20 protein-coding genes are annotated in these 19,593 nt (G+C 63.1%); 11 read left to right on the forward strand and 9 right to left on the reverse strand.

What is annotated here, in order from left to right:
* Positions 1 to 11 precede the first annotated feature (11 nt).
* The 10 genes from GGR38_RS16615 to GGR38_RS16660 all read left to right on the forward strand — a co-directional run bounded on the left by GGR38_RS16615 (position 12) and on the right by GGR38_RS16660 (position 9,097).
* Positions 12 to 419 (forward strand): phage major tail protein, TP901-1 family, encoded by a 408-nt coding sequence (locus GGR38_RS16615; protein ID WP_183627279.1) that lies wholly within the window; start codon positions 12 to 14, stop codon positions 417 to 419.
* Positions 416 to 727: a gene transfer agent family protein gene (locus tag GGR38_RS16620; protein WP_183627280.1), complete on the forward strand. Its 312-nt coding sequence runs from the start codon at positions 416 to 418 to the stop codon at positions 725 to 727. The genes GGR38_RS16615 and GGR38_RS16620 overlap by 4 nt, the downstream gene beginning before the upstream one ends.
* Positions 727 to 927 carry a phage tail assembly chaperone gene (locus tag GGR38_RS16625; protein WP_183627281.1) on the forward strand — a complete coding sequence of 67 codons (201 nt, stop codon included), beginning with the start codon at positions 727 to 729 and terminating at the stop codon, positions 925 to 927. The genes GGR38_RS16620 and GGR38_RS16625 overlap by 1 nt, the downstream gene beginning before the upstream one ends.
* A complete protein-coding gene (locus GGR38_RS16630; RefSeq protein WP_183627282.1) occupies positions 920 to 1,516 on the forward strand; it encodes a tail tape measure protein in 597 nt (198 codons plus the stop codon). The genes GGR38_RS16625 and GGR38_RS16630 overlap by 8 nt, the downstream gene beginning before the upstream one ends.
* Before the next feature lie 45 nt (positions 1,517 to 1,561).
* Complete coding sequence (locus GGR38_RS16635; protein WP_183627283.1) at positions 1,562 to 3,904, forward strand: DUF2460 domain-containing protein; 2,343 nt, start codon at positions 1,562 to 1,564, stop codon at positions 3,902 to 3,904.
* Positions 3,901 to 4,719, forward strand: a complete 819-nt coding sequence (locus GGR38_RS16640) for a DUF2163 domain-containing protein (RefSeq protein ID WP_183627284.1) — start codon at positions 3,901 to 3,903, stop codon at positions 4,717 to 4,719. Before GGR38_RS16635 ends, GGR38_RS16640 begins: the two co-directional genes overlap by 4 nt.
* Positions 4,716 to 5,126, forward strand: coding sequence for a C40 family peptidase (locus GGR38_RS16645; protein WP_183627285.1), 411 nt, complete (start codon positions 4,716 to 4,718; stop codon positions 5,124 to 5,126). Before GGR38_RS16640 ends, GGR38_RS16645 begins: the two co-directional genes overlap by 4 nt.
* An 11-nt stretch (positions 5,127 to 5,137) precedes the next feature.
* Positions 5,138 to 7,324: a GTA baseplate fiber-binding domain-containing protein gene (locus GGR38_RS16650; protein ID WP_183627286.1), complete on the forward strand. Its 2,187-nt coding sequence runs from the start codon at positions 5,138 to 5,140 to the stop codon at positions 7,322 to 7,324.
* A 42-nt stretch (positions 7,325 to 7,366) separates the two neighbouring features.
* Positions 7,367 to 7,819 (forward strand): DUF2793 domain-containing protein, encoded by a 453-nt coding sequence (locus GGR38_RS16655; RefSeq protein ID WP_183627287.1) that lies wholly within the window; start codon positions 7,367 to 7,369, stop codon positions 7,817 to 7,819.
* Positions 7,820 to 7,981: 162 nt separating this feature from the next.
* Positions 7,982 to 9,097, forward strand: coding sequence for an OmpA family protein (locus GGR38_RS16660; RefSeq protein ID WP_183627288.1), 1,116 nt, complete (start codon positions 7,982 to 7,984; stop codon positions 9,095 to 9,097).
* A 154-nt stretch (positions 9,098 to 9,251) separates the two neighbouring features.
* Here the strand turns inward: GGR38_RS16660 and queC are convergent, their stop codons facing one another.
* The 5 genes from queC to GGR38_RS24460 form a co-directional block, all read right to left on the reverse strand.
* Positions 9,252 to 9,950: a 7-cyano-7-deazaguanine synthase QueC gene (queC, locus tag GGR38_RS16665; RefSeq protein ID WP_183627289.1), complete on the reverse strand. Its 699-nt coding sequence runs from the start codon at positions 9,948 to 9,950 to the stop codon at positions 9,252 to 9,254.
* A 44-nt stretch (positions 9,951 to 9,994) separates the two neighbouring features.
* On the reverse strand, positions 9,995 to 10,864 hold the full coding sequence (hslO, locus tag GGR38_RS16670) for an Hsp33 family molecular chaperone HslO (RefSeq protein WP_183627290.1): 870 nt from the start codon (positions 10,862 to 10,864) through the stop codon (positions 9,995 to 9,997).
* A gap of 8 nt (positions 10,865 to 10,872) precedes the next feature.
* Positions 10,873 to 11,799: an ornithine carbamoyltransferase gene (gene argF / locus GGR38_RS16675; RefSeq protein ID WP_183627291.1), complete on the reverse strand. Its 927-nt coding sequence runs from the start codon at positions 11,797 to 11,799 to the stop codon at positions 10,873 to 10,875.
* Positions 11,799 to 12,989, reverse strand: a complete 1,191-nt coding sequence (locus GGR38_RS16680) for an aspartate aminotransferase family protein (RefSeq protein ID WP_183627292.1) — start codon at positions 12,987 to 12,989, stop codon at positions 11,799 to 11,801. The genes argF and GGR38_RS16680 overlap by 1 nt, the downstream gene beginning before the upstream one ends.
* A gap of 252 nt (positions 12,990 to 13,241) precedes the next feature.
* Positions 13,242 to 14,009, reverse strand: coding sequence for a cold-shock protein (locus GGR38_RS24460; protein ID WP_183627293.1), 768 nt, complete (start codon positions 14,007 to 14,009; stop codon positions 13,242 to 13,244).
* Between the two features lie 317 nt (positions 14,010 to 14,326).
* Here GGR38_RS24460 and GGR38_RS16690 point away from each other — a divergent pair, with 317 nt between their 5' ends.
* Complete coding sequence (locus GGR38_RS16690) at positions 14,327 to 14,755, forward strand: protein tyrosine phosphatase family protein (protein ID WP_183627294.1); 429 nt, start codon at positions 14,327 to 14,329, stop codon at positions 14,753 to 14,755.
* Positions 14,756 to 14,965: 210 nt separating this feature from the next.
* Here the strand turns inward: GGR38_RS16690 and GGR38_RS16695 are convergent, their stop codons facing one another.
* The 4 genes from GGR38_RS16695 to GGR38_RS16710 all read right to left on the reverse strand — a co-directional run bounded on the left by GGR38_RS16695 (position 14,966) and on the right by GGR38_RS16710 (position 19,528).
* Positions 14,966 to 16,378, reverse strand: coding sequence for an ammonium transporter (locus GGR38_RS16695; protein ID WP_183627295.1), 1,413 nt, complete (start codon positions 16,376 to 16,378; stop codon positions 14,966 to 14,968).
* A gap of 29 nt (positions 16,379 to 16,407) precedes the next feature.
* On the reverse strand, positions 16,408 to 16,746 hold the full coding sequence (locus GGR38_RS16700) for a P-II family nitrogen regulator (protein ID WP_168603000.1): 339 nt from the start codon (positions 16,744 to 16,746) through the stop codon (positions 16,408 to 16,410).
* 284 nt (positions 16,747 to 17,030) lie between these two features.
* Positions 17,031 to 18,590, reverse strand: a complete 1,560-nt coding sequence (locus tag GGR38_RS16705) for a peptide chain release factor 3 (protein WP_246404803.1) — start codon at positions 18,588 to 18,590, stop codon at positions 17,031 to 17,033.
* A gap of 44 nt (positions 18,591 to 18,634) precedes the next feature.
* Complete coding sequence (locus GGR38_RS16710) at positions 18,635 to 19,528, reverse strand: aldose epimerase family protein (RefSeq protein ID WP_183627296.1); 894 nt, start codon at positions 19,526 to 19,528, stop codon at positions 18,635 to 18,637.
* Positions 19,529 to 19,593: the final 65 nt, after the last annotated feature.

Here is a 19,593-nt window from a genome sequence, read left to right on the forward strand (position 1 = left end):
AGGAGGACACCATGACCGCTCAATCCGGAGCCGCCTTTCTGCTGAAAATCACCGATGGCGCCGCAACGCCCACGTTCAACACCGTGGCGGGCCTGCGCACCACCCAAATGTCGATTGCCGGACAGGCGGTGACCATCACCACCAAGGACAGCGCGGGCTGGCGCGACCTGCTTTCAGGGGCTGGCGCGCGCACCATTTCGGTCAGCGCCGCAGGGGTGTTCATGGGGTCGGCCGCCGAAACCCGCATCCGCGACAATGCGCTGGGCGGGGTGATCGACACCTATCAGCTCAGCTTTGAGGACGGCAGCAAAATGCAGGGCAGGTTCCTGGTCCAGAAGCTGGAATATTCGGGCGATTACAACAGTGAACGCTCATACACGATCCAGCTCGAAAGCTCCGGTCCGGTGGTGTCGGTATGAGCGGCGCCAACCCCTGGCGCGGCGAATCCAGCCTGATCGTGGCGGGCGAGACGCGCGTGCTGCGCCCCAGCTTTGCCGCACTGGTGGCCGCCGAGGAGGAGCTGGGGCCGCTGTTCGCTCTGGTTGAGCGCGCGGCGGCGGGACAATTGCGGCTGGCCGAGCTGATCGGCCTGTTCTGGCACTGCCTTGCCCGGCGTGAGGGCATCACCCGCGAACAATTGGGCGAGGCGGTGGTGGCACAGGGGCTGGCCGGCGTTTCGCCGCAATTGCGCGGCCTGTTGGGCCAGATCCTGCAAGGCGAAGGGTGATGACCGAAGGCGTCTGTTTCGGACAAGGCGCGCGAAGGCTGTCGGGGCTGGCGGCAAGGCTGCTGGGATGGCGGCCTCATGAATTCTGGGCCGCGACCCCTGCTGAACTGGCCGCCATTCTGGCCCCCGATGCCGCCCCCGGCGCCGCACCGCTGAGCCGCGAGGAAATGAACCGCTTGATGGAGCGCGACCATGGCTAACACTTCCAGTTCCAGCGGATCGGATACGGTCCAGAGCCTGCTCATCGACGTGCGCGCCAGCACGCAGGGCTTTGCCCAAGACATCTCCGCCATGCGCAGCGGCTTTGACACCACGCTGCTGCCCGGATTTACGCAGGCAGGCTCTGCGCTCGACAGCGCGCTGACGCAGGCGTTGAAGCGGGGCAGCAGCGGGTTTGGCGATCTGCGCACCACCGCTCTCAAGGCGCTGGCCGATATTGCCGCCAGCGCGTCGAGCAGCCTTCTGTCCAGCGCTCTGGGGCTGGAAAGTAGCTCGGGCACCACCTCAGGCATCTCCTCGCTGATCAGCTCGGTTCTCGGCCTGCCCGGACGGGCGACCGGGGGTCCGGTCTCGCCGGGACAGGCCTATATGGTGGGTGAACGCGGGCCGGAGCTGTTCGTGCCGACATCGGCTGGCTCTGTCGCCTCCAATGGCGCGCTCAACTCCGCATCGCGCAATGTCACCGTGTCGATCCAGCTAAGCGGTGGAAGCAGCGATGCCCCCGCCGCCATGCAGCGATCCAGCCGCCAAGTGGCCAGCGCCGTGCGCCGCGCGCTGAGCCAATCCTGACGCCGCAATCCTGCCCCCGCAAACCTGACAGAGTAGGAATCACCGATGGCCTTCTGGCTTGCCTCCACCCGCGAGGGACAGGAAACCGACTGGATCCAGCGTTTTGACCCGCGCTTCTGGACGGTGAATTTCCCGCGCCCAATGATGGCTGCGATCACCACGCCTGCGCCTGATGCGTTGCGGCTCGACGCCTGTTTTCTGACGCAGGGCGATCTGGCCGGGCTGATTTGGGAGAGCGAGGATACGCTCGACCATCCGCTGCTCGCCTATGCCGCGGCGCGCGATTATTCGGGTGCGACCCTATCATTCCGCTGGAGGTCTGGCGGGCTGATCGCGCTGGATCAGACCAATGGCCCGACGCTGACCATTGAGGGGCGCGATGCGGGCGGCGCGGCGCACACATGGTATGTCCGCCTGTGGAATTTTGCCAGCGGATCGGGCGAAGATGCGCAGATTAGGCTAAACTTTTCCGAGGTCTTCGGCGGCTGGTCGCGCGATTTCGGAATGGACCCGCTCTATCCCGCCGACATCGACCGCATGTTCATCTCCTTGGTGCCTAATGGCTATACCGCCGGATCGACCACGCCTTTAAGCGCCAGCGCCAATGCATGGGTGGAAATGACCAATATCCGCTGCACCGGCCAGAAGGCGATGCTGCGGATCGGCAATGTCTTTGTGCCGCCTCATGGGCTGGCCATGGCCACGGCCTATGACGACAGCTTCAACCAGACGCCCGCCCGCCTGCTGCGCTCTGTCCGTCAACTCGGCTATCGAGGCAGCATCCTGCACTATGTCGGGATGAGCCATTTCTTCCAGTTGACCGCATCGGGCGGCAGCTATCTGGTGGGCCTGTCGGGCGATCCTTTGTGCCTGCCCGCACGGGCTTGGCATGGTGAGTTCTTCGCCGCTTGCAAGGCATGGGGCTATTCGCCGATCGCCTCGCTTTCCTATGAAGTGCTGGCCGCGCATTGCCCGCCGGCATGGCAGCAGCGCGCGGCCAATGGCGATCCGGCGCTGACCGGCTGGTCGCCGCCCTCGGCGCTGATGTCTCCGGCCAATACGGCGGCGATGACATGGCAGAAATCGGTAGCCGCCGCCTTTGCCCAACTGCTGGTCGATGCCGGTTGCACGGTGCGCTTTCAGGTGGGCGAGCCATGGTGGTGGGTGATGAGCGACGGCCGGATCTGCATCTATGACGATGCGGCCAAGGCGGGTTTTGGCGGCAACCCGGTGGCGATCCCCGATCTGCGCGCTGGCCTGACCACGGCGCAAACCGCCTTGCTGGATCAGGCAGGCGCCATGCTGGCGGCCTCGACCATCGCTCTGGCCGAGGCGGCGCGGGCGGTGGCGCAGGCGGCGGGCGTGGCAAGCGAGACATTGTTGCTCACCTTCGTTCCCACGGTCCTTGACCCAGCGACGCCTGAGGCGCGGCGGGCCAATATGCCGGTCGGCTGGGCCAGCCCCGCCTTTGATCGGCTTCAGGTTGAGGATTACGACTGGCTGACCGCAGGTGCCGAGGCCCAGCGTCAGGCCGCCTATCAACTGGTCAATGACCGGCTGGGTTATCCGCCCGAACAGCAGGATTATCTGGCCGGTTTCGTCCTCTTGCCCAGCCAGTCCGGCCAATGGCGTCTGGTTGATCAGGGGATTGGCGAGGCCCGCGAGCGCGAGGCGCATGAAATTTTCGTCTGGGCGCTGCCGCAGGTCTGCCGCGACGGCTTTGTCGCCCTGCCCGTTTCAGAGGACAGCAACGATATGAACGCTTTTGACGATGTGGCCTATCCGCTGCCGCTGGGGCTGGACACCAAGATCAGCCCGTCCTTTTCCACCAGCGTGACCACCACGGCCTCCGGCTTTGAACGCCGCAACAGCCTGTGGAGCGATGCAAAGCTGAGTTTCGATGTCGGGCCGGGCATTCGCTCGGAACAGGATCTGGGCATTCTGCTGGGGTTCTTCCGCGCGCGGCGCGGCCCGGCACGCGGTTTCCGCCTTTGCGATCCCAGCGATTTCAGCTCGAACGGCATGGCCGGCACGCCATCGGCCAGCGATCAGGTATTGGGCACCGGCGACGGCTTGCTGGCCAGCTTCCCGCTCGCCAAACGCTATGGCGCAGATGAGGATGCCCAGTTGCGGCGCATCACCCGCCCACGCAGCGGCTCGGTGCTGGTCAGCGTCAATGGCGTGGCGCAGGCCAGCGGCTGGGTGCTGGGCGCGGGCGGGATCGTGCAATTCACCACGCCGCCCGCTGCTGGCGCTATCGTGTGCGCCGGGTTCCTGTTTGATGTGCCGGTGCGCTTTGAACAGGATCGCCTCGACATTTCGGGCCTGACCTTTCTGGCCGGAGAAGCGCCCTCCGTTCCCCTGATCGAAGTGCGGGAGGCGGTATGAGCCGGGTATGGTTCGCGCAGGAACTGGAAACCGTGGCCACCTATTGGCGCATCGTGCGCGGCGATGGCGTGGCATTGGGCTTTACCACCCATGACCGCGATCTGTGGTTTGATGGGCTCAACCATATGGCGGCGCCGGGCATGATGCCTGCGGCGATCCGACGCACATCGGGACTGGACGATGATTCGGCCGAAATCACCGGCGCCATCAGCCACGACGCGATCAGCGCCTTTGACCTGCAATCGGGCCGGTTCGAGGGCGCGCGCGTGGTGGTCGGGGTGGTCGATTGGGAAACGATGGAGCATCAACCGCTCTATCGCGGCGCGATCGGCACGGTCAGTCAGGAAATGCAGGGCTTTGTTGCCGAACTGGAATCGAGCAAGGCCGAGCTGGCCCGCGATCCGATCCCGCGCACCAGCCCCACATGCCGTGCGCAATTCTGCGACCGGGAATGCGCGCTGTCGGCGGCGCGTTTCAGCCATGAGGCAACGCTTCTGGCGCATAATCTGGACAGCAATCTGATCCATCTGACCACTTCGCTCGATCTGGGACTGTTGCTGGGCGGGACGCTGCGCTGGATCGATGGGCCTTATGCGGGCCTGTCGATGACGATCACCGGCCGCTCCGGCAGCTTCCTGATGCTGGATCATCCGCTCGATCTGGCGCTGACCAGCGGGTTGCGGGTGGCGCTGCGCGAAGGTTGCGATCACACGCTGGCCACATGTGGCGAGCGCTTTGGCAATGCCGCCAATTTCCGCGGCGAGCCGTTCCTGCCCGGCAATGATCTGGTGGTGCGCTATGGGGTGGCAGGATGAGTTCTGCGCTGGATCTGGCGCAGGCTGCCGAGGATCTGGTCGGCACGCGCTTTCGCCTGCATGGCCGCCACCCGGAACATGGGCTGGACTGTCTGGGCGTGCTGGCGGTGGCGTTGCGGGCGACCGGGCGGCCCGACGATTTGCCCACCGACTATGCATGGCGCAACGCCAATCCGCAGCGCGCGATGGATCTGGCCGGACGGTGGGGTTTTGTAGCGGTCGAGGGCGCGATCCTTCCCGGCGATGTGGTCCTGCTGCGCATGGGGGCGGCGGCGCTGCATTTCGTCATCGCCGTTTCGGGCGGCGGCTTTGTCCACGCCCATGCCGGCCAGCGTCAGGTGCTGCGCTCGCCCGCCATGCCCGATGGCGTGATGGTCGAACACTGGCGCCTTGATCCAAACCTTTAAGGAAGCAGACCATGGCTACGATTTTGTTCACGGCGATTGGCACCGCTTTTGGCGGGCCTTTGGGCGGCGCGCTGGGCGCCTTGGTGGGCAGCCAGATCGATGGGTCGATCTTTGGCACCTCCAGCAAGCGTCAGGGCGCACGTCTGCAAGACATGAGCGTCACGACATCGACCTATGGCGCCGCTCTGCCGCGCCATTATGGACAGATGCGGGTGGGTGGCACGATCATCTGGGCCACCGATCTGAGCGAGCATAGTTCGACCAGCGGGGGCGGCAAGGGTCAGGCATCGACCACCACCTACAGCTATACCTCCTCCTTCGCCGTGGCGCTGGCCAGTCGCCCGATCATCGGGATCGGCCGGATCTGGGCCGATGGCAAATTGCTGCGCGGGTCTTCGGGCGATCTCAAGGTTGGGGGCACCTTGCGCATTCATGCCGGGACGCAGGATCAGGCCGCCGATCCGCTGATGGCCTCACTGCTGGGCGGCGATCGGTGCCCCGCCTTTCGCGGCACGGCCTATGTGGTGTTTGAGGATCTGCAACTGGGCGAATTCGGCAATCGCATTCCCAGCCTCAATTTCGAGGTCTTTTGCGATGAAGGAACGCTCAATCTGGCCACTCTGGTTCAGGATGCGATGGAGGAAGCGCAAGTCGATGTGCCGGTCGATGGCATTCTGGGCTTTTCCTGTTCGGACCCGCTGGCCGATACGCTGGCGGCGTGGTTGCCGATTATGCCGATCGTCTGCGATGCCGATGGCGATGGGCTGACCATTGCGCCGCAGGATGTCGCGGCGGTACGGATGCTGGACGAGCCGGTCGCGGCCACCGGCACCGGGGATTTCGGCGGTAAGGGCGGCTATAGCTGGAAGCGCACGCCGCCCGCCAAATCGCCGCCAAGGTCGCTGCGCTATTACGATGTCGATCTGGATTATCAGCCCGGATCGCAGCGAGCCCCCGGCGGCGCCCTTTCGGGCCAGCCCAAGACGATCGATCTGCCCGTCAGCACGACCGGCGAGGAAGCCTATCGCCTGATCTGCAGCGCGGTGCAGAGCGATGACTGGTCGCAGGAAACGATCCAGTGGCGCTGCGCTGAACTCGATCCGGCGGTGGCGCCGGGCAGTTGCGTGACGCTGCCCTCGATTCAAGGCCTGTGGCAGGTCAAGGATTGGGAGTGGCGCGACACGGGGATCGAACTGAGCCTTACCCGCATCGCACCTGCGCAGGCGCTGATCCGGGCGGCCACCGCCTCCGGGCAGGCCAATCTGGCCTCTGATCTGGCGGTTGGGCAGACGCGGATCGTCGCTTTTGAATTGCCCTCCGATGGGAGCAGCACGGGCGATGCCGGGCTGATCTATGCCGCGCTCTCATCCTCAGGCAGCGCGTGGAAGGGGGCGGTCCTCTATGTCGATGATGGCACGGGGGCCTTGACCCAGATCGGGACCAGCGGGCGGCAACTGGCCACTTTGGGCAAGGCGCTGACTGTGCTGGCGGCGGGGCCTTCGCATATGCTGGATCGGTATAATGCGGTTGAAATCGAACTTGCCAATGCGGATCTGGCGCTGGTCGATGCAACGCTGCGCCAATTGTCGGCGGGGAACAATCGCGCCTTGCTGGGCACGGAAATCGTGCAATTTGGTCGGGCGGTGCCGCTGGGCGGTGCGCGGTGGCGGCTGGAGCAATTGCTGCGCGGGCGCGCCGGAACCGAAGCGGCCATCGGCAACCATGCCATCGACGAGCCTTTCGTCCTCCTCGATGACACCGTCATCGAGTTGGACAAGAGCAAGCTGGGCAGTTCAACCGGCAGCCTGATCGCGGCCATGGGGCTGGGCGACAGCGATCCGGTCGAAACCGCGATTGTCTGTCGCGGGATCGCCACGCGCCCCCTCTCGCCCGTGCAGGGGCAGGCAGCGCTGCAATCGGATGGCTCGCTGGGCCTGAGTTGGACACGACGGGCGCGCGGGGCCTGGGTCTGGTCCGACTATGTCGATGTCCCGCTCAAGGAGGAAAAGGAAGCCTATCAGGTCGGTTATGGCGCGACCTCGGCCCCCTACGCCTTTTGGGAGGTAACTTCGGCCAGCCTGATTCTTACCGCCGCGACGCAAAGCGATCTGGTTTCCGCCCATGGTCATGGTGCCCTGTGGGTCAAACAGATCGGCACCTATCAGGCCTCCGATGCTCTGCACTTGTTCGACCTGTGATCCCTGCCCTGCGCGAGATGTCCTAGCAACAGGAGAATTTCTATGAGCGATCCCCTCACCTTCGATAATGCCAGCCCGCGCTTCGGCTTGCCCTTCCTTTATTCCGGGCAGGCGCAAAAGGAGTTCTATGTCAACGAGGCCTTTGCCATCGCCGATGCTCTGATGCACTGCGCCATCGAAGGCACTGCAACCACACCGCCCACCTCTCCGACCAACGGCCAGAACTGGAGCATCGACACCGGCGCCACCGGAGACTGGGCAAGCCATGTCGGTCAGATCGCCTGTCGGCAGAGCGGAAACTGGCTCTATGTTACGCCCAGCAATGGAATGAGGGTTTTCGATCGTTCGACCGGCTGCTTCTGGCTCTACTCGTCAGGCTGGAAAATCCCTTCATCGATCAGCGCACCAACCGGGGGCTCAACGGTGGATTCGGAAGCCCGCAGCGCGGTGAGCCAGTTAATCGTAGCGTTAAGGTTAGCGGGCATTTTGCCTTAAGGCGCCATACAGAGGCCAAAATGCCGCAATCCAAGAATTGAAATTGCCTCACCTGTGGCAAATTTGCAACGATCCTAAGTATTTCTCGGCTTGCACGCCTGTAAGCGAGGGGTTAGACCTGCGCGCAATTGGTAGCCTCTCACTCGCACAAGGGGAAAACACATGCGCAAGATTGCCTTGGGCTTGGCGCTGGCATCTACTGCCCTCGCTACGCCGGCACTGGCCAAAGACAAGACTTGGTACGTCGAAGGCGACGCCGGTGCTGTCATCGTCGAATCCAACCCGCTTGCCAACGTCACCACGGGCGGCACCGCTCTTGGCAACATCAAGTCGAAGCTTGGCTATGACTTCGGCGGCATCGTCGGGTATGACTTCGGTCCCTTCCGTCTGGAAACCGAAGCAAGCTATCGTCGCGTCAAGACCAAGTCTTTTGAAGCGGCCAACGGCACGATCTACACCGCCGACAACAACCAGGTTATCGGCAACACCAGCGCTCTGAGCTTCCTGGCCAACGGCCTGCTCGACTTTGGTCCCGACAATGGCCTGCAGGGCTTTGTCGGCGGCGGCGTTGGCGTGGCTCGCGTCAAGAGCTTCAACGTGACCTCGCTGGTCAGCAATGGCGTGGACGATTCGGCCACCGGCTTTGCTTGGCAGGCTCTGGCCGGCATTCGCGCGCCGATCAGCAAGAACTGGGATCTGGGTCTCAAGTATCGCTATTTCAATGCTCCGGGTGCAAACCGTTTCGTGGGCCTGACCGGCAATTCGCTGTCGGAATCGTTCCACTCGCACTCGCTGCTGGCGACGCTGACCTATAACTTCGGCGCTGAACCGGTGGCTCCGCCCCCGCCGCCCCCGCCGCCCCCGCCGCCTCCGCCGCCTCCGCCTCCGCCGCCCCCTCCGCCGCCTCCGCCGCCCCCGGCTCCGGTGTGCAACAAGGGTCCCTACATCGTGTTCTTCGATTGGGATAAGGCCGACATCACCCCTGAAGCCGCGTCGATCCTCGACAGCGCCATTCAGGCCTATGGCAACTGCGCCTCGGTTCCGGTGGTTCTGGCTGGCTACGCTGACCGTTCGGGTACTCCCAAGTACAACATCGGTCTGTCAGCCCGTCGTAACGCTTCGGTCCGCGGCTACTTCACCTCGCATGGCGTCGCTGACTCGGCGATCTCGAGCCAGGCCTTCGGTGAAGCCAATCCGCGCGTTCCGACCGCCGATGGCGTTCGCGAACTCCAGAACCGTCGCGTGGAAATCACCTACGGTCCGGGTTCGGGCAACTAAGTCCAGCCTTTCAGGCAAAAATGGGAGGGGCGGCGCAAGCTGCCCCTTCTTTTTGTCCGGCTTATCCAGCCAGAAACAAAGGTTGACGCGCAAAAGAATTGGGCCGGAACCCCATGAGGAGCCCGGCCCGGATCAGCAGCTTTTAACGATCGCACTATTTGGTGGCGTAACGCAATTTGTCTTCGACCCCTGCCTCGGCAAAACCGCCAAGACGCAGACGACAACTGTCACAAAGGCCGCAAGCAGAACCATCGGGCTGCGGATCATAGCAAGACCAGCTATGCCCCACATCCAATCCCAGCCGAACCGCCTCGCGAACGATATCGCCCTTGCCCAGAAATTGCAGCGGCGCGTGGATCGTAAATTCACCACCTTCATCGCCCGCCTTGGTCGCCAATCGCGCAACCTCGGTAAAACCAGCAATGAATTCCGGGCGGCAGTCGGGATAGCCCGAATAGTCGAGCGCATTGACCCCGATAAAAATATCCCGCGCCCCGACCGCTTCGGCCCAGGCCAGAGTCAATGACAGAAACACCAGATTGCGTGCCGGGACATAGGTGACCGGAATCCCCGGCTCCAGCCCATCCTTGGGCACGTCAATGTCATCGGTCAGCGCCGAGCCGCCAAACTGGCGCAGGTCCAACGGCAGCACAACATGGCGCACCGCCCCCAGTTCCTTGGCCAGCACCTTTGCCGCATCGATCTCGCAGGCGTGGCGCTGATTATAGTCGATGGTCAGCGCATAGATCTCATAACCCGCCTCACGGGCCAAACCTGCTGAAACCATCGAATCCAGCCCGCCCGAGAGCAGAACAACCGCCTTGCGGCCTGCGGGAACATGAGTCTGGGTCATCATTCCATCTCTATTGTGGCCGGGCCCGCAGGCCCCACCCCACCTTACATCGAAATTGGGAAAAGCTTTGAGCAAAAGGCACAATCGATGGTGATCGCGCCATTCTCATCCCGCATTTCGGCCAATTCGGCCTCGCCAAAGCGTTCCAGAATCGTGCGGTAATGCTCCTCGCTGCACCGGCACCCACGCTTGAGCGGCGCATCTTCCGAAACGCGCACTTCGCTCTCTTCGTGGAACAGCCGCCAAACCAATTGATCGAGCGCCAGATCGGCATCCACCAGTTCGGCATCACGCGTCGATCCGGCCAGCGCCGCCACATGCTCCCAATGCGGATGATCGAGTTGCACGTGCAGGCGCGCGCGGCCTTCCTCACCCTCAGGCAGATGCTGCACCAGCAAACCACCGGCCACGCAATGACCGCCCACATCCGATGTCGCCACACGGATCAGCGTCGGCACCTGCTCGGACTGGATGAAATAGGCCTGACACGCCTGCGCCAGCGAGTCGCCCTCCAGCGGCACAACCCCCTGATAACGCTGCCCGGTTACGGCCAGATCGAAGGTAATGGCCAGATAGCCCTTGCCGAACAGATCATGCAACGTGGGATTGGGCCCCAGAGCCGCCAAACGCTCCTCATCATGGCGCGCATACCCGCGCACTTCCCCATTGCGATAATCGCAGACCAGCAGGTCAACCACGCCATCCTGCGTCTGCGCCTGCATGGTCAACTGGCTGTCCTGATCCTTCAGCAAGGCACCCATCAGCGCCCCCAGCACCAGCGCCTCGGCCAACAGCTTACGAATCGGCGGCGGATAATCATGCGACGATTGCACAAGGTCGAGCACGGGGCCGAGCCGAACCGCCCGCCCCCGTGCATCGCGCGACGGGATGGTAAAATGCAGAACGCAATCCATACCCGTGCTCACAATTGTTCGAATGCCCAGCGCAGCACCGATTTCTGGGCGTGAATGCGGTTTTCCGCCTCATCCCAGACGACGCTTTGCGCGCTGTCGATCACGCTGTCGGTGACTTCCTCGCCGCGATGCGCGGGCAGGCAATGGAGGAACAAAGCCCCCGGTGCCGCCTGCACCATCAGCGCATCATTGACCTGATAGGGCTCCATCGCCTTGATGACGGCCTCGCCGCCGGGCTGCCCCATCGACACCCAAGTGTCGGTCACCACCACCTGCGCACCGCCAGCAGCCTCGGCCGCATCCTGCGTAAAGGTGATCTTCGCGCCGCGCGCGCGGGCCTGTTCAACAAAGCTCGCATCGGGCTCAAAGCCCTTGGGGCCCCCCACGCGAATGTTGAACTTCAACAGCCCCGCCGCCTCGATCAGCGAATGCAGCACATTATTGCCGTCGCCCAGCCACGCCATCTCCATGCCCGGCAGCGCCACGCCGCGCTCCAGCAGCGTGAGCAGATCGGCCATGATCTGACACGGATGCGAGGCATCGGTCAGGCCGTTGATCACCGGAACCGTGGCATAATGCGCCAGTTCCTCGATCTTGGCATGATCATTGGTGCGGATCATGATCGCATCGACCATGCGGCTGAGCACACGGGCCGTATCGGCAATCGTCTCGCCGCGACCAAGCTGCATACCGCCCGCATCCATCACGATCGCGCTGCCGCCCAATTGGCGCATGGCCATGTCGAAAGACACGCGCGTGCGGGTCGAGTTCTTCTCAAAGATCATCGCCAGCACATGGCCATCCAAAGGCGCATCGGCATCGACACGCCCCCTGGTCCAACTGCTGCGCGCCCGCTTGCGGTCGAGCGCGTCATTCAGCATAGCGACAACCGCATCCCCCCCCGCATCGGAGAGGTTCAGGAAATGCCGAGCCATCACGCCACCTCTTCAGGCTGATAGCTGGCGGCGGCGGCCGAAAGCTTTTCCATGAACTCGTCGATATGGCTCTCGTCGATCACCAGCGGCGGCAAGATGCGCAGCGTCTTGTCGCCCGCCGAAACGCTCAGCAACTGGTGATTGTCACGCAGATGAGCAACGAAAGGCCGCGGCTCGACCTTCATCTTCAGGCCGATCATCAGGCCGCGCCCGCGCACCAGCTCGAACAGATCGGGATAATTGCCGATAAACTGCTCCAGACGGCTGGTCAGCTTGGCGCCCATATCGCGCACATGGGCCATGAATTCCTCATTGGCCACCGCGTCCAGCACGGCATTGGCCGCCGACATCGCCAGCGGATTGCCGCCATAGGTGCTGCCATGCGTGCCCGCGACCATACCGCGCGCCGCCTTTTCTGTGGCCAGACAAGCGCCCAGCGGGAAGCCGCCGCCAATGCCCTTGGCCGTCGCAAGAATGTCGGGCACCACGCCGAATTGTTCATAGGCATAGAACGTGCCGGTACGCGCGACCCCGCACTGAACCTCGTCAAAGATCAGCATCAGGTCATGCTCGTCGCACAGCGCGCGCAGAGCCTGCAGGAACTCGTCGCTGGGCACCTTGATGCCGCCCTCGCCCTGAATCGGCTCGATCATGATGCCGCCGGTGTTGGGGCCAATGGCCGCCTTCACCGCTTCCAGATCGCCGAAATCGACATATTTGAAGCCCGGCAGGATCGGCAGGAAATTCTTATGCATCTTTTCCTGATTCGACGCCGAGATCGTCCCCATGGTGCGCCCGTGGAACGCCTCCTTGAAGGTGATCAGCTCATACTTGTCGAGATTGCCAATCTGCTGGTGATAGGCGCGCGTGGTCTTGATTGCGCATTCCACCGCCTCGGCGCCGGAATTCGTGAAGAACACCGTGTCGGCAAAGGTTAATTCCACCAACCGTTTGGCCACGCTTTCCTGATGCGGGCTGCCATACAGGTTCGACACATGCATCAGCGTCGCGGCCTGCTTCTGAATCGCGGAAATCAGCCCTTCGTGGCTGTGGCCCAGCAGATTCACGGCGATCCCGGCGGCAAAGTCGAGATATCGGCGGCCATCCTCGCCAATCAGATGGCAATGCTCACCGCGCACCGGCCGAAAGGCGGTCCGGGGGTAAACAGGCATCAACGGCGAAATGGTCATCGATAGTTCCTTTGCATTCCAGAATGGCCCCAAAAGCGCGAGGCCGCTCTTCAATCCAGACAATGTTCGGTAGAATATTTCGGCGGAAGCTGAAAACGCGAAATGGCGGCGACCCGAAGCGAATCCTTCGGACCTGCCGCCATTTGCGCGCGTTTATGCTGTCGCCGCCCCCGGGTCAAACCTGTCCTTAAAGGAAATCAGGTCTGAGCCCATTGGGGGCCGTGCGTCCTCTTTAAGACAAGAGGTTCGGGATCAACCCTGACGCGGCGAGAGGTTGACCGCCGAGTACTTGCCTCGTCGATCGACTTCGATGTCGAATTCCAGACGGTCGCCTTCGTTGATTTCACGAAGACCCGAACGTTCGACCGCGCTGATGTGCACGAAGGCATCGGGCTGGCCGTCATCACGCGTGATGAAGCCGAAGCCCTTCATCGCGTTGAAGAACTTGACCGTGCCGGTAGCCTTTTCACCGGTCAGCTGGCGCTGGGGAGCTGCGGGCTCGCGCTTGGCGACCGCGATCACGTCACCCACGACCGACAGATCGCTGGCCGACACCTTGCCGCCACGATCCACCAGCGTGAATTCCAGCCCCTGACCTTCGGCCAGACCTTCAAGACCGGCGCGTTCGACCGCACTGATGTGCACGAACACATCTTCGCCGCCGTCTTCACGCTGGATGAAGCCAAAACCCTTTTGAGCGTTGAAGAACTTCACGACGCCCTTGCCCTGGCCAACGACCTGAGCGGGCATGCCGCCACCGCCGCCGCCAAAGCCGCCACCGCCGCCGCGCGGGCCGCCGAAGCCGCCGCCACCACCGCCGCTGCGCGGGCCACCGAAGCCGCCACCACCGCCGCCGCCGAAGCCGCCGCGATCACGGCCGCCGCCGAAGCGGTCACCGCCGCCGAAACGGTCGCCACCACCAAAGCGGTCGCCACCGCCCATGAAGGGATCGAAACCTTCTTCGCCGAACCCGTCGCGCTTGTCTCGGCCCCTGCCGCGACGCCCTCTATCAAAACCCATAAAACCGAAAGCACCTTCGCTTCGCCCTGATCCAAATCGCGTAGCGCGAGGACGAATCGCACCAAACGACAGGGCAAGCAGCCGCGCAAAAAACGCGACCCTCTCCTCTGCACTCTCCGCCTTATCCTAAATTCCGCGTCATAGCGAATAGATTCGCGCGGCCAGCCCGGAATATCCGAAAATAATACGCCATAAGCGCGACCACGCCCCCTTGCGCAAATCCCCGCTTGTCTGATTCCCCGCCCCTTGGCAGAGCGAATCCAGCCTTTTGGCGCGGCCCCTTCCGCCTTCGCGCCTGCCAAGAACAGGAGACGATCATGTTCCGCCAGATTTCCCAGAGCGTCTGGGCCAGCCCGCAAATCGGCCTTGCCGATGTCGATGCCGCCGCCGCGCAGGGCATCACCCTCATCATCAACAACCGCCCCGAAGGCGAAAGCGACGACCAGACTCCGGGCGACGCCATCGCGCAGGCCGCCGCTGCGGCTGGCCTCGGCTATGTCGCCATCCCTGTTACCCATGCCGGTTTCAGCCAAGCGCAGGTAACCGCCATGGTCGATGCCCTCAAGGGCGAAGGCAAGATCCTCGCCTATTGCCGCTCGGGCACGCGCTCGACGCTGCTCTGGTCGCTGGCGCAGGCCAGCCTTGGCGCCGATCTCGACGAAGTCACCGCACAGGCCGCCTCGGCGGGCTATGACGTCAGCCCGGTGCGCCCGCTGATGGACATGCTGGCCGCACAGGCCCGCTAAGCCCCGCCCCCAAACACGAAAAGGCCGCAAGCCCAGCGTTTGCGGCCTTTTTCATATCCATTTCCCTGTCCCGGGCCTGCGCATAAAAAAGGGGCCGGAGCGGCTGGCTCCGGCCCTTTATAAGTTTGTCGTTCGCAGGAGGAACATCGGTAGGCGGGACCGGGGAGGAGGAGAGGGAGGAGATCCCCAGCCCCGCCAAACTGTTGAAACTTAGTAGTTGTAGGCGCGTTCGCCATGCTCGGTGATGTCGAGGCCTTCGCGCTCGGCTTCTTCCGTGGGACGCAGACCGATGGTCTTGTCCAGAGCGAAGAACAGCACCGCCGAACCGACACCCGAGAGAACCAGCGTCAGCACCACAGCCTTGATCTGGGTGATGACCTGAGCAACCATGTCATAGCTGCCGGCCTTCGAGGGGAACACGGTGTAGTCAACCCAGCCCTGACCGCCCAGCGAGGGATCGGCCACGATGCCGGTGCCGATCGCGCCGACGATACCGCCGATGCAGTGGACGCCGAAAACGTCGAGCGTGTCGTCATACTTCAGCTTGTTCTTCACGGTCGAGACGAAGAAGAAGCAGATCGGCGAAACCACCAGACCCAGCACGATCGAGGTCATCGGCGAAGCGAAGCCCGAAGCCGGGGTGATAGCGACCAGACCGGCCACAGCGCCCGAAGCAGCGCCCAGCATCGAGGGCTTGCCATGCTTGACCTGTTCAACCAGCGACCAGCTGACAGCAGCAGCAGCGGTGGCGACGAAGGTGTTGATGAAGGCGAGCGAGGCAAGGCCATTGGCTTCGAGGTTCGAACCGGCGTTGAAACCAAACCAGCCAACCCACAGCAGCGAAGCGCCGATCATGGTCATGGTCAGCGAGTGCGGCGGGGTGGCTTCCTTGCCATGGCCCACGCGCTTGCCGATCACGAGGCAGCCGACGAGACCGGCGATACCTGCGTTGATGTGCACAACGGTGCCGCCGGCAAAGTCCAGAGCGCCAAGACCATAGAGATAGCCGGCATCAGCGGTGTTGGCCGACAGGAAGTCGGGACCGGCGAAATACCACACCATATGGGCCATCGGAAAATAGACGATGGTCAGCCACAGCACGGTGAAGATGATGAGCGGAGTGAACTTCACGCGCTCTGCAAAAGCACCCACGATCAGCGCCGGCGTGATGCAGGCAAAGGTCATCTGGAAGATGACATAGGTGTATTCAGGCAGATAGACGTTGTTCGAGAAGGTGGCCGCATAGGTGCTGGCCGAAACGCCCATCAGGAACGCCTTGGAGAAGCCGCCGACAAACGGCGAACCACCGGTGAAGGCCATCGAATAGCCCCAGCACACCCACACAAGAGCGGCCACCGAAACAATCATGAACACCTGCATCAGCACGCTGAGCATGTTCTTGGTACGCACCAGGCCGCCGTAAAACAGCGCCAGCGCAGGGATGCTCATCAGCAGCACCAGCGCCGAGGACACCAGCATCCAGCTGTTGTCGCCCTTGTTGACCATGGTGGCCATCTGTTCGGCAGTCGGCGCCTTGATCGGCGCTGCCTGCGCAAAAGCGGTGGTGGCGGCAAAGAGCGATGCGCCCAAAGCCCCAGCGCCGCAGATCATCTTGCGGATCATAGTGGGTTCACTCCTAAGGCTAGCGCCGCTCACAGAGCGGTATCCCCGGTTTCACCGGTGCGGATGCGGACGGCCGAGGCCAGATCAAGCACAAAGATCTTGCCATCGCCGATGGCTTCGGTGCTGGCGGCCTGTTGGATGGTTTCGACCACGCGCGGCGCCAGTTCGTCGCTGGCGGCGATCTCGATCTTCACCTTGGGCAGCATGTTGGTCGAATATTCGGCGCCGCGATAGATCTCGGTTTGCCCTTTTTGCCGACCAAAGCCCTTCACTTCGGACACCGTCAGACCGGCGACCCCAAGTGCGCCGAGGGCTTCACGCACCTCGTCGAGCTTGAACGGCTTGATGATGGCGATGATGAACTTCATGCCTATCCCCTATTAGCCAACCGGCCCAGCGCCGGCATGCAAACAGGTATAGCAAGGGGTGTGCCAATTTAGGGTTTTTTGAGATTCCGGGGATTCATCGGGCCGATTACACCCGTCTGGTGGTTAATTGGGCCTGCCCTGCGCCCGATTCCTATGCATCTGCCCAAAATTTAGGCAGCGTTTTGGAGGCAAAAGCCGTCAAACGCATCGCGCGCGCAAAAAACAGGCGCGCCGGAATTTCTATCCCGGCGCGCCTGTTGAAACTGCAAAAGCGGGTAATACCCTTACCGCTCCTTGGTCGCGGAGAATGTCAGCTCAGGATTGCGTTCCTGCTGATAGGACACATCCCATGACGAGCGCGCCAGAAACACCGGATCGCCATCGCGGTCCTTGGCCAGATTGGCGCGGTTGAATTCGACGAAATCGGAGAGCGCCTTGGCCTCGCCCTTGACCCAGCGCGCGGTGTCGAAAGGCGCAGGCTCCAGCATCGCGCCCACCTTATATTCAGCCTCCAGCCGCGAAATCAGCACGTCGAGCTGAAGCTGGCCCACCACGCCCACGATCCACTGGCTGCCGATTTCGGGATAGAAGACCTGAATCACGCCCTCTTCGCTCAGATCGTCGAGAGCCTTGCGCAGCTGCTTGGTCTTGGTCGGGTCCTTGAGCTGAACGCGGCGCAGGATTTCCGGCGCGAAATTGGGCAGGCCGGTGAAGCGCACCTTGTTCGTCTCCGACAAAGTATCGCCCACGCGCAAAGTGCCATGGTTGGGAATGCCGATGATGTCGCCGGGCTGGGCCTCATCGGCGATCTCGCGGTCCTGGGCAAAGAACAGGATCGGCGAATGCACCGCAATCGGTTTGCCCAGCGCCGATGGCGTCAGCTTCATACCGCGCCGGAACGTGCCCGAGACGAGACGCATGAAAGCGATGCGGTCGCGGTGCATCGGGTCCATATTGGCCTGCACCTTGAAGATGAAGCCCGTCACTTCATTGCCCGACGGGTCGATCGTGCCTGCTTCACTGGGCTGCGGGCGCGGCGGAGGGGCGATGCGGGCGATGGCGTCGATCAATTCGGCCACGCCGAAATTCTTCAAGGCCGAACCAAAGAACACCGGCGTCAAATCGCCATGGCGATAGGCCTCAAGGTCAAATTCGGGATAGCCCGCCTGACCCAGCTCGATCTCCTCGGCAAATTCCTCCGGCACCGGCTCATGATCGACCTTGCCCAGAAATTCGCGGCTGTCGCCTTCGGGCCGGCTGATGCGCCCGCTTTTCAGGTCAAGGATGCCCTCGAACTGGCCGCCCATGCCCACCGGCCAGCTTTGCGGCGAAACGTCCAGCGCCAGCGCGTCGGCCACCTCATCGAGGATTTCGAACACCGGACGGCCTTCGCGGTCGACCTTGTTGACGAAGGTGATGATCGGCACATTGCGCATCCGGCACACTTCAAACAGCTTGCGCGTCTGCGGCTCGATGCCCTTGGCCGCGTCAATCACCATGATCGCCGAATCCACCGCCGTCAGCGTGCGATAGGTATCTTCCGAGAAATCCTCGTGGCCCGGCGTGTCGAGCAGGTTGAAGGTGATATGCCCCAACCCTTCAAACTCGCGCGCAAAGGTCATCACCGAGGATGTCACCGAAATCCCGCGCTGCTGCTCGATCTTCATCCAGTCCGACCGGGCGCGCCGCGCCGCGCCACGCGCCTTCACCTCGCCCGCCAGATGGATCGCACCGCCGTTCAGCAACAGCTTTTCAGTCAGCGTGGTCTTGCCCGCGTCAGGGTGCGAGATGATGGCAAAGGTGCGGCGGGTGGCAAAAGGCTGGTTCATGGCGGAGTCGGTCATGGCCGGGCGCTTACATTGCGCCGCGCTTTTCGTCTATCCCGCGCTTACGCACCCGCCGTCTGGCCGACGCAGACGTCCATGCGGAAGCTGCGGCTTTCACCCGGCGGCAACAGGATGATCCCCGGCTTCTCGCTCACCTCTCCATCAAAGCCCTGCGGGTCGGCATAGCCCGCCCATGGTTCGATGCACAGATAATGCGCGCCGGGCACCTGCCACAGGCCAAGGTCGGGACTGTCGGGAAAGGCAATGTCGAGCGCGGGGCCATCCGGCGAGGCATAGCGCAAGGCGCGGCTGGCCAGCCCGATCCAGACCATCGCGTCGGCCTCAAACAGACCTTCCTGCAACGCCAGTTCGCGCGCCGCCACCGGCGTCTCCTCGCCCCCCGGCAACAATTCGCCCGTGGCCTTGCTGACCCGGCGCACCGGTCCCGGTTCGTCCTGCGCAAAGATAATGCGATGCGCCGTCTTTTCGCCCCCGCCCGGCAAGGGCCAGGCAAAGGCGGGATGATAGCCAAAGCTGAAAGGCATCACCGCCTCGCCGCGATTATGCACCGTGGCCGCCATGCTCAAGGCGCCGTCCTTCAGCCGAAACGCCATCTCCAGCCGGAAGGAGAAAGGGTAAACCGCCCGCGTCGCCTCGCTGTCCTCCAGCGCAAAACTCACCGCATCTGCGCTCTGCTGACAAATCGCAAACCGGCTGCGCCGCGCAAAACCATGGCGCGGCAGGGCATATTCGCGCCCCTCATGCCGAAACGCATCGCCGCGCAGCGCACCGACAATCGGAAAGAGCAAGGGCGCATGGCCGGTCCAATAGGCCGGATCGGCGTCGGTCATATATTCGCGCCCCGCCCCATCGCGCAGCGATTGCAGTTCGGCCCCCAGCGGATGGATCAGCGCGCGCCATTCGCCCGAAACAAGGCTCACCATTTCTTCGCTCACACCATTCCCCATCCGGCCAATAAAAAAGGCGCTGCGAGAATGCCCGCAGCGCCCTTTTCTTTCAA

Source organism: Novosphingobium sediminicola, from assembly GCF_014196525.1.
Classification (GTDB): Bacteria; Pseudomonadota; Alphaproteobacteria; order Sphingomonadales; family Sphingomonadaceae; genus Novosphingobium; species Novosphingobium sediminicola.

Excerpts from the sequence above, each read along its gene's own strand:
- GGR38_RS16615 (WP_183627279.1), top strand. The coding sequence starts at position 12 with ATGACCGCTCAATCCGGAGCCGCCTTTCTGCTGAAAATCACCGATGGC.
- GGR38_RS16620 (WP_183627280.1), top strand. The coding sequence starts at position 416 with ATGAGCGGCGCCAACCCCTGGCGCGGCGAATCCAGCCTGATCGTGGCG.
- GGR38_RS16625 (WP_183627281.1), top strand. The coding sequence starts at position 727 with ATGACCGAAGGCGTCTGTTTCGGACAAGGCGCGCGAAGGCTGTCGGGG.
- GGR38_RS16630 (WP_183627282.1), top strand. The coding sequence starts at position 920 with ATGGCTAACACTTCCAGTTCCAGCGGATCGGATACGGTCCAGAGCCTG.
- GGR38_RS16635 (WP_183627283.1), top strand. The coding sequence starts at position 1,562 with ATGGCCTTCTGGCTTGCCTCCACCCGCGAGGGACAGGAAACCGACTGG.
- GGR38_RS16640 (WP_183627284.1), top strand. The coding sequence starts at position 3,901 with ATGAGCCGGGTATGGTTCGCGCAGGAACTGGAAACCGTGGCCACCTAT.
- GGR38_RS16645 (WP_183627285.1), top strand. The coding sequence starts at position 4,716 with ATGAGTTCTGCGCTGGATCTGGCGCAGGCTGCCGAGGATCTGGTCGGC.
- GGR38_RS16650 (WP_183627286.1), top strand. The coding sequence starts at position 5,138 with ATGGCTACGATTTTGTTCACGGCGATTGGCACCGCTTTTGGCGGGCCT.
- GGR38_RS16655 (WP_183627287.1), top strand. The coding sequence starts at position 7,367 with ATGAGCGATCCCCTCACCTTCGATAATGCCAGCCCGCGCTTCGGCTTG.
- GGR38_RS16660 (WP_183627288.1), top strand. The coding sequence starts at position 7,982 with ATGCGCAAGATTGCCTTGGGCTTGGCGCTGGCATCTACTGCCCTCGCT.
- queC (WP_183627289.1), bottom strand. The coding sequence starts at position 9,950 with ATGACCCAGACTCATGTTCCCGCAGGCCGCAAGGCGGTTGTTCTGCTC.
- hslO (WP_183627290.1), bottom strand. The coding sequence starts at position 10,864 with ATGGATTGCGTTCTGCATTTTACCATCCCGTCGCGCGATGCACGGGGG.
- argF (WP_183627291.1), bottom strand. The coding sequence starts at position 11,799 with ATGGCTCGGCATTTCCTGAACCTCTCCGATGCGGGGGGGGATGCGGTT.
- GGR38_RS16680 (WP_183627292.1), bottom strand. The coding sequence starts at position 12,989 with ATGACCATTTCGCCGTTGATGCCTGTTTACCCCCGGACCGCCTTTCGG.
- GGR38_RS24460 (WP_183627293.1), bottom strand. The coding sequence starts at position 14,009 with ATGGGTTTTGATAGAGGGCGTCGCGGCAGGGGCCGAGACAAGCGCGAC.
- GGR38_RS16690 (WP_183627294.1), top strand. The coding sequence starts at position 14,327 with ATGTTCCGCCAGATTTCCCAGAGCGTCTGGGCCAGCCCGCAAATCGGC.
- GGR38_RS16695 (WP_183627295.1), bottom strand. The coding sequence starts at position 16,378 with ATGATCCGCAAGATGATCTGCGGCGCTGGGGCTTTGGGCGCATCGCTC.
- GGR38_RS16700 (WP_168603000.1), bottom strand. The coding sequence starts at position 16,746 with ATGAAGTTCATCATCGCCATCATCAAGCCGTTCAAGCTCGACGAGGTG.
- GGR38_RS16705 (WP_246404803.1), bottom strand. The coding sequence starts at position 18,590 with ATGACCGACTCCGCCATGAACCAGCCTTTTGCCACCCGCCGCACCTTT.